This is a genomic window from Actinomadura craniellae (assembly GCF_003289645.1).
Lineage (GTDB): Bacteria > Actinomycetota > Actinomycetes > Streptosporangiales > Streptosporangiaceae > Actinomadura_D > Actinomadura_D craniellae.
Map to the genome: position 1 here is coordinate 152,025 of NZ_QLYX01000008.1, position 12,578 is coordinate 164,602.

The following is a 12,578-nucleotide window of genomic DNA, read 5'->3' on the forward strand; positions in this document are numbered from 1 at the left end:
GCCCGGGAGGTGCGCCGGACCCGGCTCCGTCAGCCCGTTCCGGTGAGCGCCTGGTGGGATTTCCTGATCTCTCCGGTTTTGAACCGGTGCCACCCACCTTCTTCCGTGGGGGTGAGGGGCGGGCTGAAGTTCCAGGCGTCGTCGTCGAACTCGCCGGTCACCCGGAACGGACGGCCGGAGTCGGTGATCACGTACTCCTTCTTCACGCCGTCGGTGACCGTGTCCATGACGAGCTTGAAACCGCAGCTCCGGCGGGTCGCCAGGATCGCGACCACTTCGAAGGTCTCCGACCTGTCCTGCCCGAGCTGGAAGCCGAAGGGCTGCTGCCCGCGGGGCGGGTCGCCCGGCGGGAGTTCGAGGCTCCTCCCGATGCCGCGGGGGAAATACCAGGGGCGCGGATTCGGCGCGTCGAGGTCGATGAGGATCGTGCGAGGCGGGCTGGGGTCGGCCCCGCCCCGGTACTTGATGAGCGTTCCCCGCAGGGCGGCGGCGCACCGCAGCTCGACCAGGCGGAGGTTCCGCAGGTAGACGGCGCCCTCAGCGGTGTTCTGCACGGTCACGCTCACGAATATCCGGTTGACCGCCACCCCGCCGTAGGAGCGTGCGAACTCGTAGAACCCGTACTTGTAGGCGTTCTCTTCGGCACCGAGCCTGATCACCTTGGGAGTACCCCGCACGGTTCGCCCCGCGGGCACCATCCAGGTGCCGTTGGAGAGATCGGCGAGCGCGGCGCTCATCTTCGAGGGGTCCAGCTCCAGGGTGAACTTCAGGGCCGGGGCATCCGCCGCGGGGGAGGCGGGCGCCGCCGCGGCCGGTGTACCGCTACTCGGAACCGGCGACGGTTTCTGGTCGCCTCCGCCGCCGCTTCCCCGTAAGGCGTACGCCGACACGGCCAGGGCGATCAGGGCGATCGCGGCACTGACTCCCTGCCACCAGGGGCGTCCCAGCCAGCGGAGGGTACGCCTGCGGCGACTCGGACCGGGATGACGCCGAGGCGAGGGTCGCTGCGGCATGGATGCGTCCGCCTCCTACTGGAACTGCACGCGCGGGACGCGGCGAGGTGGGATGTTCACCGGTGCGGGCTGGCAGGCGACATGAAGTATCTCCTGGATCACCTGGTATGAGAACGGTGCTCGCCGCGCCGGCGCAGATCGGAGCCCATCATTGGTGAGAACTGGGCTTGCACTATTGAGAACTGTGCTTGCATCATGAGCCGGGCACCAGCCACGGCGATCACCACTCGGGTGGCCGGTCCGCGCAGCCCCGGCCGAACGCCCGAAGGAGAAGCGTCATGGGAAAGCTCGACGGGAAGGTCGCCTTCATCACCGGAGCGGCCCGCGGCCAGGGGCGCAGCCACGCCGTCCGGCTGGCGCAGGAGGGCGCGGACGTCATCGCGGTCGACGTCTGCGCGCAGATCGAGTCGGTGCCGTACCCGATGGCGACGCCCGACGACCTCGCGCAGACGGCCGAGGAGGTCGAGGCGCTGGGCCGGCGGATCGTCGCCTGCCAGGCCGACGTGCGCGACGAGGCCGCGCTGAAGGCCGCGTTCGACGAGGGCGTCGCCCGGCTCGGCCCGGTCGACATCGTGCTGGCCAACGCCGGTATCGCGCCGATGGCCATGCACGACCATGCCGGGGTGTGGGCGGACGTCATCGACGTCAACCTCACCGGCGTCTTCCACACCATCGAGACGGCCATGCCGTCCATGATCGAACGTGGTGCGGGTGGCTCGATCGTGCTGACCGGTTCGACCGCCGCGCTCAGCGGGGCGGTCGGGCACTCCCGGGGCGGGCTCGCCTACACGGCGTCCAAGCACGCCCTGGTCGGCCTGACCCGCAGCTACGCCAACCGCCTGGCGCCGCACAACATCCGCGTCAACGGCGTGCACCCCTCCGGCGTCGACACCCCCATGGTGAACAACCCCGTCACGCTGGGGTTCCTGCGGCAAGGCCCGCAGGGCGGGCACGCGATGGGCAACGCGCTGCCGGTCGAGCTGATCGACGCGGTGGACGTGTCGAACGCGATCGTGTGGCTGGTCTCCGACGACGCCCGCTACATCACCGGCGTGGCCCTGCCCGTGGACGCCGGCGCCGCGAACCGTTAGGGAGAACCCGCCCCGGCCGGGTGCGGCCGTTCACCGGCAGGTGCCCGCACGCGGGTCGGTGCGGTCGCTCACCGGTAGGCGACCGTACCCGGCCAGGGCGGGCCGTTAGGCGGTGGCGAGTCCGGCGAGGTCGAGGGAGTCGCCGCCGACCTCGGCGAGCCAGCCGTCCCGGACGTACTCGAAGTCGCCGGTCGCGGTGTCGAGCAGGGCGATGCTGCCGGCCGCCACCCGCTGCTCGGGGTTGATCGGTTCCGGGTCCCACCGGGTGGCCTTGGGTTGCACCAACTGGGCGAGGGCGTAGGAGGTCGTGCGGCCGTAGCGGCGCGGGCCGTTGGGGTGGTGGTAGTGGCCGCTGACGTGCAGGCGTGGTTGCAGGTGCTCGATGAGGTCGAGCAGCTTCGCCGAGCCCTGGACGTTCCCGCGGCGGTCCTGCGACATGCCGTACGGGCCGTCGTGAGTGATCAGGATGTCCACCGTGCCGGGGTCGGCGGCCAGCAGCCGCGCGTACGCGCTCCCGTCCAGGTCCATCTTCCCGGGGACCTCGATCAGCCCGAGGAACGCCACCCGCTGCCCGGCGGCCTCCACCACGTTCCCGCAGGCGACGTGGTGGTAGGCGCCGAGCGGGTCCACCGGCACGACCGCGGCGGACGCCGCGTCGTGCAGCGAGGCCAGCCAGTCGTGGTCCTCGTGGTTGCCGCTGACGAACAGCACCGGGGGGACCTGCCCGAGGGCCAGCCGCACGCCTTCCGTCACCGGTGGCGGCGGGTCGAGCAGCCGGAAGAAGTCGTCCTGGGCGGGGTGCTCCCGCCAGAACCGGCGGCTGGACTCGTCGAACCGTTCGGGCGAGGGGTACGCACCCAGGTCCCCGACCTGGATCACGGCGTCGAGCCGGATCCCGCGCCGGGCCTGGAGCAGCACCACCGCGCCCAGCGCGTGCAGCGCGCAGCCGTGGACGTCGCCAATGAAAGCGATCTTCATCGCCTGTTGCCTTTCCTGTTGTGAGCCATGGACATGGCCCGGCACAGGTCGAGCGGCGCAACGATGCGGTGTCAACCACCGGCTCCGACCGGTGACTCACATCCCAGCGCTCCACCGCCATCTCGACGACCGAGCCACCTCGAGCATGAGGCTCGCCCGGAGGACCGTCAAGCGGGACTCATCCGAGGGGGGCGGCGGTCCGGCCGGTGACGCGCCGCCGGTAGTCGGCCGGGGTGGAACCGGTGCAGGCCCGGAACGCCCGGTTGAACGCGCTGGGGCTGCCGAAGCCCACCGCCGCGGCGACGCCGAGCACGGTCGTGCCCGGCTGAGTCAGCAGGGCCATCGCCCTGATCAGCCGGGCCTGGGCGGCGAAGGTCCGCCACGTCGTGCCGGTCTCCTCGCGGAAGCGCCGCCGGAGCGTCCGTTCGGAGATGCCGAGGGCGCCGCACACGTCGTCGGCCGTCACGGTCGCGAGGTGTTCCTCCGTGTAGGAGATGACGGCGGCGACGAGCGGGTCGGTGCTCGTCGGCAGCCACAGCGGCTGCTCCCGGTCGAGGTTGTCCTCGACGACCAGGGCGAGGGCGGAGAAGTAGGTGTCGGCCCGGGCGTCGGTCGCGTCGCGCGTGATCGGCCAGCGCAGCGCGTAGACGATCATCTCGCGTAGCAGGGGGACCGCGGCGAGGACCCGGGCGCGGTCGCACAGGTGGGCGGGGAACATCGAGGGGTCGAAGAACACCGAGGCGGAGCGGGCGCTGCGCAGCGTGGTGTTGTGCGCCAGGCCCGCCGGCACCCAGATGGCCTGCTGGGGCGGGACGAGGTAGCGCCCGGCCGCGGTCTCGACCTCGGCCATGCCTTCGAGCGCGTACTCGATCTGGTGCAGGTCGTGGTGGTGCCAGCCGGTGACGAGGTGTTCCGCGTCGTAGGGCATGGTCCCGGCTCCGACCGAGGCCCTGGTGCGCAGGACGACCAGGCCGAGGTTGGCCGGTGAGGGCAAGAAGCTGTCCGTCATCGCGTCGACTCCCCTGGCCGGCGGAACGTACCGTGGTGGCGTCCGGTGCGAGAGTTCCATTCTCTCAGAATGGAACAAGGCTCTCTTGCGCGTCCCCCGGCGAGGAGTTCACGTGAACATCGACGAGATGATCCTGGTGAGCATCGACGACCACGTCGTCGAACCGCCCGACATGTTCGACCGGCACGTCCCGAAGAAGTGGGCCGACCAGGCCCCGCGGCTCGTCCCCAACGAGCAGGGCATCGACCAGTGGGTCTACCGGGGGCGGCCGACCGGCGTCGTGGGCCTGAACGCCGTCGTCTCCTGGCCGCCGGAGGAATGGGGGCTCAACCCGTCCAGCTACGCGGAGATGCGCCCGGCCGTCTACGACGTGCACCAGCGGGTGCGGGACATGGACCGCAACGGCATCCTCACCTCGATGTGCTTCCCGACGTTCGCGGGGTTCAGCGCGGGCCACCTGAGCCATGTCAAGGACGAGATCACCGTAGTGATGATCCAGGCCTACAACGACTGGCACATCGACGACTGGGCGGGCGCCTACCCCGGCCGGTTCATCCCGATCGCGCTGCTGCCCCTGTGGGACCCCGCGCTGGCGGTCGCCGAGATCCGGCGGGTCGCCGCCAAGGGCTGCCACGCGGTGACGATGCCGGAACTGCCGCACATGGACGGCCTGCCCAGCTACCACGACATCGACTACTGGGCCCCGGTCTTCGAGGCGCTGTGCGACACGGGCACGGTGATGTGCCTGCACATCGGGCAGGGCTTCGGGTCGATCACCCTCGCGCCGGACGCCCCCGTGGACAACCGCATGATCCTCGCCTGCCAGGTGTCCGCGTTCGGCGCCCAGGACCTGCTCTGGGGACCCGCCCTGCGCACCTACAAGGACCTCAAGGTCGCCTGGTCCGAGGGCGGGATCGGGTGGATCCCCTTCTACCTCGACCGCTGCGACCGCCACTACACCAACCAGCGCTGGCTGCGCCGGGACTTCGGCGGCCGCCTGCCGAGCGACGTGTTCCGCGAGCACTCCCTCGCCTGCTACGTCTCCGACCCCACCACGCTGCGGCTGCGCAACGAGATCGGCATCGACATCATCGCCTGGGAGTGCGACTACCCCCACTCCGACTCCATGTGGCCCGACGCGCCGGAGCAGGTGCTGGCCGAACTGGACGCCGCCGGCGCGACCGACGAGGAGATCAACAAGATCACCTGGCAGAACTCCTGCCGCTTCTTCGGCTGGGACCCGTTCGCCCACGTGCCCGCGGAGCGGGCGACGGTCGGCGCGCTACGGGCCCAGGCCACCGACGTCGACACCTCGATCCGGTCCCGCAAGGAGTGGGCCGAGCGCTACGCCCAGCGGGCCGGCTGACCGGACGCCGGTTCCCGGGCGGGCCCCGCCCGGGAACCGGCCCACTGAACCGGCGCGAAATCGGCCCTGAACAGGGTGCCACTCGCCCTCCTATGTTCACGGGCATGAGCGATGTGACGGCCCCGCGCCCGCGCCTCGTCACCCGGCCGCTGGTGCTGGTGTGCCTGGCCAACTTCTGCGCGCTGACGAGCTTCTACCTGCTGCTGACCGTGGTGCCGATGTACGCGGCGGCGGCCGGCGGCGGGGTCGGCGCCGGGATGACCACCGGCGCGCTGATGCTGACGACGGTGGTCGCCGAACTCTGCACCCCCTGGCTCGTCTCCAGGTACGGCTACCGCCGGGTACTGGTCGCCGGCATGGTGACGCTGGGCGCGCCCGCACTGCTGCTGCTCGGTTCGAGCGGCATGGCGACGATCCTGGCGGTCTGCCTCGTCCGCGGGTTCGGCTTCGCGATCGCCATGGTGGCCGGCGGCGCGCTGGCGGCCTCGCTGCTGCCGGCCGAACGCCGCGGTGAGGGGCTCGGCGTGCTGGGCCTGGTCTCCGGGATCCCCGCGGTGATCGCGCTGCCGGCGGGCGTCTGGCTCGCCGGGAACCACGGCTACCCGCCGGTCTTCGTCGCCGGGGCGCTGGCGGGAGTGACCGCGGCCGTGCTCCTGCTCGGCGTTCCCGACCCCCGGCAGGAGGCCGGGGAGCCCGCCGGGCGGTCGCTCGGGGTGCTGGCCGGGCTGCGGACACCCGCGCTGGTGCGCCCGTCGGTCATGTTCTTCGCCACCGCGACGGCCACCGGCGTCGTCGTCACGTTCCTGCCCCTGGCGGTCGCGGACGCCTCCGGCGACCTGGCCACGCTCGGCCTGCTCGTCCACTCCGTGGCGGTGACGCTCGCCCGCTGGTGGGCCGGCCGCCACGGGGACCGGCACGGTGCCGCCGGCCTGCTGGTGCCCGGCGTGCTGGCGACCGCCGCCGGGATGCTCCTACTGGTCATGGTCGACAGCCCGTACGCGATGCTCGCCGGGACGGCGCTCGGCGGTGCGGGCTTCGGTGCCGCCGCGAACGCCAGCCTCGCCCTCATGTACGACCGGGTCGCGCCCTCGGGGTACGGGGCGGTCGCCGCCATCTGGAACGTCGCCTACGACACGGGTCTGGGCGTGGGCGGCGCCGGGTTCGGGGTGCTCGCCGCGCGGAGCGGCTACCCGGCCGGGTTCGCGCTCACCGGCGTCCTGGTGCTCGCCGTGCTGGTGCCGGCCCGCTCCGGAGCCGGCCTTCCCCGTGGCGGAGGAAAGGCCGCCCCGCCGGCCTAGGAGATCGGCGCTGCGGATCCGGATGCGATGACGACGCGCCCGGGACGGACCAGCCCCGCCGTCACAGGAGATCGGCGATGGCGGCGATACCGTCCGCGATGGCGCGTTCGGAGAGGTTGCCGAAGCCGAGAACGAGCTGCGGCGGGGTGGCGGCCCGGCTGAAACGGTAGTCGCTCATGCCGTACAGCCCGACGGAGCGCGCCCGGGCCGCGGCGACGACGGCCCGCTCGTCGGCGTCCCCGGGCAGGTGCGCCACGGCGTGGAAGCCGGCCGCGAGGCCGGTGAGCTCGACGTGGGGCGCATGCAGGGCGAGCGCGTCGACGAGCGCCGCGCGCCGGCCGGCGTACCCGGCGCGCATCCGCCGCAGATGGCGGTCGTAGCGCCCGGACTCGATCAGGGCGGCGAGGGCCAGCTGGTCCAGCAGCGGTGATCCGCGGTCACTGAACCTCTTCTCGGTGATGAGGGCGTCGGCGAGCGCGGGCGGGCACAGCACCCAGCCCAGCCGCAGCGCCGGCGCCAGGGACTTGCTGACGGTGCCGAGGGCGACGACCCGGTCGGGGGCGAGGCCCTGCAGGGTCCCGACCGGTTCGCGGTCGTAACGGAACTCGGCGTCGTAGTCGTCCTCGATGAGGACGCCGTCGCACCGCGCCGCCCACGCGATCAGCTCGTGCCGCCGTCCGGGTGCGAGGACGACCCCGGTGGGCCACTGGTGGGCGGGCGTGAGCAGGACCGCGCGGGCGCCGGTCGCGGCGAGCGCGTCCACGTCGATGCCGTCGCGGTCGACCGGGACCGGGACGGCGTCGACCCCGGCCCAGGCGGCCGCGGCCATCGTGGCGCCTTCGCCGTACCCGGGATCCTCGAAGGCCACCCGCCGCAGCCCGGCGCGGACCAGCACCCGCAGTACGAGGCTGAGGCCCTGCGCGAACCCCGTACAGGCGACGATGCGGTCGGGTTCGGCCGCGGCGGCGCGGACGCGCCCCAGGTACCCGGCAAGGATCCGGCGGAAGGTCAGGCTCCCGCGCGGGTCCCCGTAGCCGAAGGCCGCGGTGGGGGCGTGCCGGCCGACCTCCCGCTGCGCCCAGAGCCAGTCACCGCGGGGGAAACCGGCCAGGTGGGGCACCCCGGTGGCGAAGTCGGCCACCAGCGGACGCGGCGCGGGGACGGGCGGCGGCGCCGTGGCCGCGGGCGCGCCGCGGGTCGCCAGCTCGGCGACCCGGGTCGCGGAACCGACCCGGGCGGTCAGGTAGCCCTCGGCGTGCAACTGGCTGTAGCACTCCTGCACGAGGCCCCGGGAGACGCCCAGCTCGCGCGCCATCTCCCGGGAGGAGGGGAGCCGCTCGCCCGCCTGGAGCCGGCCGTGCCGGATCGCCTCCCGCAACCCGCGTTCGAGCTGCGACCGCAACGGTTCGGAGCTCGCGCGATCCAGCGGCAGGAGCAGCCCCGGACTCGAACCGGCCCATTCGATCGGCATGGGACCGGACCCTAGCCCAGGCCCGCCGCCGGCCCCGGCTCCGCGATCACCGGCTTCCGCGCCGCCGGAAAGGACCCCGGGCGATGATCGCTCGGGGTCCTCGGGTCGTTGGGGGGCGCGGGCGAACCGCGGCCTCCGCCCGTTCAGCCCTTCGGCTGGGTGAAGCGGAGGTGGTTGCCGAAGGGGTCGCGGAGGCCGCAGTCGATCCCGTACGGGCGCTCGGTGGGCTCCTCGGTGAACTCCACCCCCCGGCCCAGCAGCGTCTCGTACGTCTTACGGCAGTCGTCCGTGCTGAAGATGAGCGTGCCACCCGTCGCGCCCTTGGTCACCAGCTCGCGGACCTGCCGCGCCGTCTCCTCGGACATCGCCGGCGGGCCCGGCTTCTCCAGCAGGATCTGGCGGTCCGGGTGGCCGGGGACGTTGACGGTCAGCCAGCGCATGAAGCCCAGATCGACGTCGGAGTTGACCTCCAGGCCGAGCTTGCCGACATAGAAGTCCAGGGCCTCGTCCTGGTCGAGGACGTAGATCTGCGAGTGCGTGATGGCGTTGAACATGCAGCTCACGCTACCGACCGGGTCGGCCGGAAACTTATCCGAAACTGCTCAGGTGGCGGCGGTCAGGAACTCGGCCGGGTCCACGCCATCGTGAAGCACGTCGGCACGTCCGCGGCCGTCGTCTCCCGGCGGTACTCCCGCGGCGACCGGCCGACGATGTCGCGGAACGTGCGGCTGAAGGTGCCCGTGCTGCCGAAGCCGACCTCGAAGCAGATGTCGGTCACGCTGCGGTCGGTCTCCCGCAGCAGGAACATCGCCCGCTCGACCCGGCGGCGCTGCAGGTAGCGGTGCGGTGTCTCGCCGAACGTGGCCCGGAAGGTGCGGGTGAAGTGCGCCTGCGACACGTGGGCGATCCGGGCCAGGGCCGGGACGTCCAGCGGCTGCGCGTAGGCGCGGTCCATCGCGTCCCGCGCCCGGAGCATGCGGCGGTTGGTGTCCTCTGCGGCGCTGTTCACGGCGCCACCACGCTACAGTCCTCGGTCGTCCGGCTGCGCCGGGCACCTGTACTTCTCCTTCTCCGCGGGCCGAGCTTTCAGAGGAGCCCGTGCTCCCTGGCGTACAGGGCGGCCTGGGTACGGTCGCGCAGGCCCAGCCGCTGGAGGATGCGGGAGATGTGGTTCTTGACCGTGCCCTCGCTGACGTACAGCCGGGAGGCGATCTCCCGGTTGGTGGCGCCCGCCGAGATCAGCCGCAGCACCTCGGTCTCGCGCGGGGTGAGCACGGCGGGCGCGGGCAGCCCCGCCGCCAGCCGGGTGACGATGGCCGAGTCGAGCTGGGCGACGCCGGCGTGCGCGAGCCGGACCGCCCGGGCGAGGTCGGCGGCGGGCAGGTTCTTCAGCAGGTAGCCCACCGCTCCGGCCCGCAGCGCCCCGGTCACGTACTCGTCGTCATCGAACGTCGTGAGCATCACGACCGTGCACCCGGGTGCCCGGCGGCGCAACTCGGCCGTGGCGGCCACCCCGTCCAGGCCGGGCATCCGGACGTCCATCAGCACCACGTCGGGCCGGGCGGCGACGATCGCCTCGACGGCCTCGGTGCCGTCGCCGGCGTCGCCGACGACCTCGATGCCCGGCTGGAGCCCGAGCAGCGCGGCGATGCCCTCGCGGACGAGGTCCTGGTCGTCGACCACGAAGACGCTCACCACGGCACCCTCACCCGCAGCTCGGTCCCCGCCGGGGAGGGCTCGACCGCCATCGTCCCGGCGGCCTGCCGGACGCGCTCCCGCAGGCCCCTGAGCCCGAACCCCTCACCGCCGGCACCGAACCCCCGGCCGTCGTCGGTCACCCGCAGCTCCGCTCCCCGCTCGTCGTAGCGGACGGCCACCCGGATCTCGGTGGCGTCCGCGTGGCGGCACGCGTTGGTGAGCCCCTCCTGCGCCGCCCGGTACAGGACGTGCAGTGGGCGGCGTTCGGTGCCGGAGATGTCGAGGGTGATCCGGCGCTCCCCGCCGTCCAGCGCGCGGACGAGGTCGGCCAGCGCCGCCGACGTGCTCCGCGCGTCCAGGGCGCGGACCGACGTGCGCACGTCGTCCAGCGCCCGCCCGGCCGACCAGCGGGCGCTGGACACCGCCTGCGCGGCGCCCGCCGGGTCGAGCGCGGCGAACGCCTCCGCCTTCTCCAACTGGATGCCGATCGCGGTGAGGTGGTGGCCGAGGCCGTCGTGGATCTCCCTGGCCAGCCGGTTGCGCTCGCGGGCCGCGGACAGCTCGGCGACCTGCTCCAGCGTGGCTTCCAGCCGCGCCCGCGCCCGCTGCTCGCGGACGGCCACCGCCGCCATGGTGATCGACAGGACGACGCCGAGGGCGAACATCAGCAGGTCCGAGATGTACTCCGCGCGCACCTGCCAGTCCGGGACGGCCAGCGTGAAGGCGCCCACCAGCACGGCCACGCAGGCGACGCCGAGGGCCACGGCCACCGCCGGACCGAACGCGAAGTACCCCAGGAACGGGACGAGCACGAACAGCACCCGCGACAGTCCCGAGACGTCCAGCGCGGTCACCGCGCAGAACAGCGCCACCCGGACGGCCAGCAGCGGGCCGGGCGGGACGCGGCGCTCCCGCGCGTCCAGGGCGATCAGGGCGAGCAGCAGCGCCGCGTAACCGGCGGTCCGCACGCCGGGACCCGGGCCGATCGCCGCGTAGTAGACGCCTCCGGCGAGCACCGCCCCGTACAGGACGGGCGGCACCCAGGGGACCGGCCGCACCATCCCGCCTCCCGATGCCCGACCTCGGAATGCACCTTATGTCGGAGGGTGCCGCGGGCGACATCCGTGCCGGGCAGGTTTGGCCGAAGGTCATGTGCCCTCCGGGCCGCCGAACCTGGCCGCACCGCACTTACCCGCCATGACCCGCGGTTCCTAGCGTTCCGGTGTCACATCGTCCACTGCCTGGAGGAACGTCGTGCGCCGCATGCTTCTCCTCGTCCCGGCCCTGCTGGCGACCGCCCTGGCGGCTCCGGCCGCCGCCGGCACCGGCGGCTGCCCCGCCGTGCGGGTGCCGGGGGCCGAGCACTCGGTCACCGCCTGCCTCACGGACCTGACCACCGCGGGGACGGTGCCCGCCGGCCGCACCGACCCGGCCGACTGGGCCGGCCTGGAGGCCCCGGGCACGGTCACCCCATCCGGAGTGCCGGGTGTGCAGGTCGACGGCTACTTCCCCGACACCTCGACCACGAACACCAACCACGGCTGGAACCACGACGCCCAGTTCGTCATCCGCCTGCCGAAGCACTGGAACGGCGGGCTGGTCGTCGCCGGGCCGCCCGCGACCCGGGAGCAGTACGCCAACGACCGGATCATCAGCGACCAGGTGCTGGCCAGGGGTTACGCCTACGCCGCCACCGACAAGGGCAACACCGGACCCGAGATGCACCGGGACGGCAGGCGTCCCGGCGACGCGATCATGGAGTGGCACCACCGGCTCACCCAGCTGACCCGGGCCGCCAGGCGCGTCGCCGCCCACCACTACGGCCGCGCCCCCCGGCGCACCTACGCCGCGGGCCTGTCCGCCGGCGGCTACCTGGTCCGGTGGCAACTGGAGCACCACCCGTCCCTGTACGACGGCGGCCTCGACTGGAACGCCCTCGTCTTCACCGCAGCCGGCCCCAACCTGCTGACCACCCTGCCGCCCGCCCTGCGCGCCTACCCCCGCCACGCCGCCGGGGACGCCGCCGCCCACGCAGCCATGCTCGCCGCGGGGTACCCCGCCGGCTCCGAGCCCGTCTGGGACTACAGCCACCGCAACCACTGGGACTTCTTCCAGCGGCTGCTCCGCGAGGAGGTCGACCCGGGCTACGACGGCGACACCCTGGCGGGCACCCCCTTCTGCCCCGAGGGCACCGGCCCCGGCTGCGACACCGACTACGACTACCGCTCCCGCCCGCCCTCGGTGCACCGCGCCATGGCCCGCGTGTCCCTCACCGGCCGGCTCACCCGTCCCCTCGTCAGCGTCCAGGGCTCGCTGGACGCCCTGACCCCGCCCGCCAAGTACGGCGACCACTACCACCGCATGGTCGCCGCCGCCGGCCGGGCGGCCCTGCACCGCCTGATCACCGTGCCCGGCGGCACCCACACCGACGGCATGATCCCGCTGGCCCCCGACGTCCTGCGCCCCATGCTGCCGTCGTTCGTGGCGGCCTTCGCCCAGCTCGAAGCCCGCTCCTGACCCGGCGCGGCCTCTTCCGTCCACCCCGCTCGGGCTGACCTCCAGGTAGAGCTTTTACCCGGGTGGGCGAGGCGTCTCGACGTGGAGGGTGACGGGGCCCTGGTGTGATCGACCCTGCGGGGACGGGCGACGCGCTG

Annotated in this window: 12 protein-coding genes; 4 read left to right on the forward strand and 8 right to left on the reverse strand. The window is 73.2% G+C overall.

The window, feature by feature from the left end; all coding sequences use genetic code 11:
- Positions 1-29 precede the first annotated feature (29 nt).
- A complete protein-coding gene (locus DPM19_RS18715) occupies positions 30-737 on the reverse strand; it encodes a hypothetical protein (RefSeq protein ID WP_111869233.1) in 708 nt (235 codons plus the stop codon).
- A 554-nt stretch (positions 738-1,291) separates the two neighbouring features.
- Between DPM19_RS18715 and DPM19_RS18720 the strand changes: the two genes are divergently transcribed.
- Positions 1,292-2,104, forward strand: a complete 813-nt coding sequence (locus DPM19_RS18720; RefSeq protein ID WP_111869234.1) for a mycofactocin-coupled SDR family oxidoreductase — start codon at positions 1,292-1,294, stop codon at positions 2,102-2,104.
- A gap of 105 nt (positions 2,105-2,209) precedes the next feature.
- Here DPM19_RS18720 and DPM19_RS18725 read toward each other — a convergent pair whose 3' ends face one another.
- Together DPM19_RS18725 and DPM19_RS18730 are read right to left on the reverse strand one after the other, a co-directional pair.
- Positions 2,210-3,082, reverse strand: a complete 873-nt coding sequence (locus DPM19_RS18725) for a metallophosphoesterase family protein (protein WP_111869235.1) — start codon at positions 3,080-3,082, stop codon at positions 2,210-2,212.
- A 178-nt stretch (positions 3,083-3,260) separates the two neighbouring features.
- Positions 3,261-4,091, reverse strand: a complete 831-nt coding sequence (locus tag DPM19_RS18730; protein ID WP_111869236.1) for a helix-turn-helix domain-containing protein — start codon at positions 4,089-4,091, stop codon at positions 3,261-3,263.
- 112 nt (positions 4,092-4,203) lie between these two features.
- Between DPM19_RS18730 and DPM19_RS18735 the strand changes: the two genes are divergently transcribed.
- Both DPM19_RS18735 and DPM19_RS18740 read left to right on the forward strand, forming a co-directional pair.
- The gene (locus DPM19_RS18735; protein WP_111869237.1) at positions 4,204-5,457 is read left to right on the forward strand and encodes an amidohydrolase family protein; all 1,254 of its coding nucleotides are present in this window, start codon (positions 4,204-4,206) and stop codon (positions 5,455-5,457) included.
- 104 nt (positions 5,458-5,561) lie between these two features.
- A complete protein-coding gene (locus tag DPM19_RS18740) occupies positions 5,562-6,755 on the forward strand; it encodes an MFS transporter (RefSeq protein WP_111869380.1) in 1,194 nt (397 codons plus the stop codon).
- A 61-nt stretch (positions 6,756-6,816) separates the two neighbouring features.
- On the opposite strand, the gene pdxR is transcribed toward DPM19_RS18740, so the two are convergent.
- From pdxR to DPM19_RS36965, 5 genes are all read right to left on the reverse strand, one after another.
- On the reverse strand, positions 6,817-8,226 hold the full coding sequence (gene pdxR / locus DPM19_RS18745) for a MocR-like pyridoxine biosynthesis transcription factor PdxR (protein WP_111869238.1): 1,410 nt from the start codon (positions 8,224-8,226) through the stop codon (positions 6,817-6,819).
- 143 nt (positions 8,227-8,369) lie between these two features.
- Complete coding sequence (locus DPM19_RS18750; protein ID WP_111869239.1) at positions 8,370-8,780, reverse strand: VOC family protein; 411 nt, start codon at positions 8,778-8,780, stop codon at positions 8,370-8,372.
- Positions 8,781-8,842: 62 nt separating this feature from the next.
- Positions 8,843-9,181, reverse strand: a complete 339-nt coding sequence (locus DPM19_RS18755; protein ID WP_456049247.1) for a helix-turn-helix domain-containing protein — start codon at positions 9,179-9,181, stop codon at positions 8,843-8,845.
- Between the two features lie 131 nt (positions 9,182-9,312).
- Positions 9,313-9,921 (reverse strand): response regulator transcription factor, encoded by a 609-nt coding sequence (locus tag DPM19_RS18760; RefSeq protein WP_325050260.1) that lies wholly within the window; start codon positions 9,919-9,921, stop codon positions 9,313-9,315.
- Positions 9,918-10,985, reverse strand: coding sequence for a sensor histidine kinase (locus DPM19_RS36965; RefSeq protein WP_111869241.1), 1,068 nt, complete (start codon positions 10,983-10,985; stop codon positions 9,918-9,920). The genes DPM19_RS18760 and DPM19_RS36965 overlap by 4 nt, the downstream gene beginning before the upstream one ends.
- Before the next feature lie 202 nt (positions 10,986-11,187).
- On the opposite strand from DPM19_RS36965, the gene DPM19_RS18770 reads away from it, so the two are divergent.
- Positions 11,188-12,441 carry a tannase/feruloyl esterase family alpha/beta hydrolase gene (locus DPM19_RS18770; RefSeq protein ID WP_111869242.1) on the forward strand — a complete coding sequence of 418 codons (1,254 nt, stop codon included), beginning with the start codon at positions 11,188-11,190 and terminating at the stop codon, positions 12,439-12,441.
- Positions 12,442-12,578 lie beyond the last annotated feature (137 nt).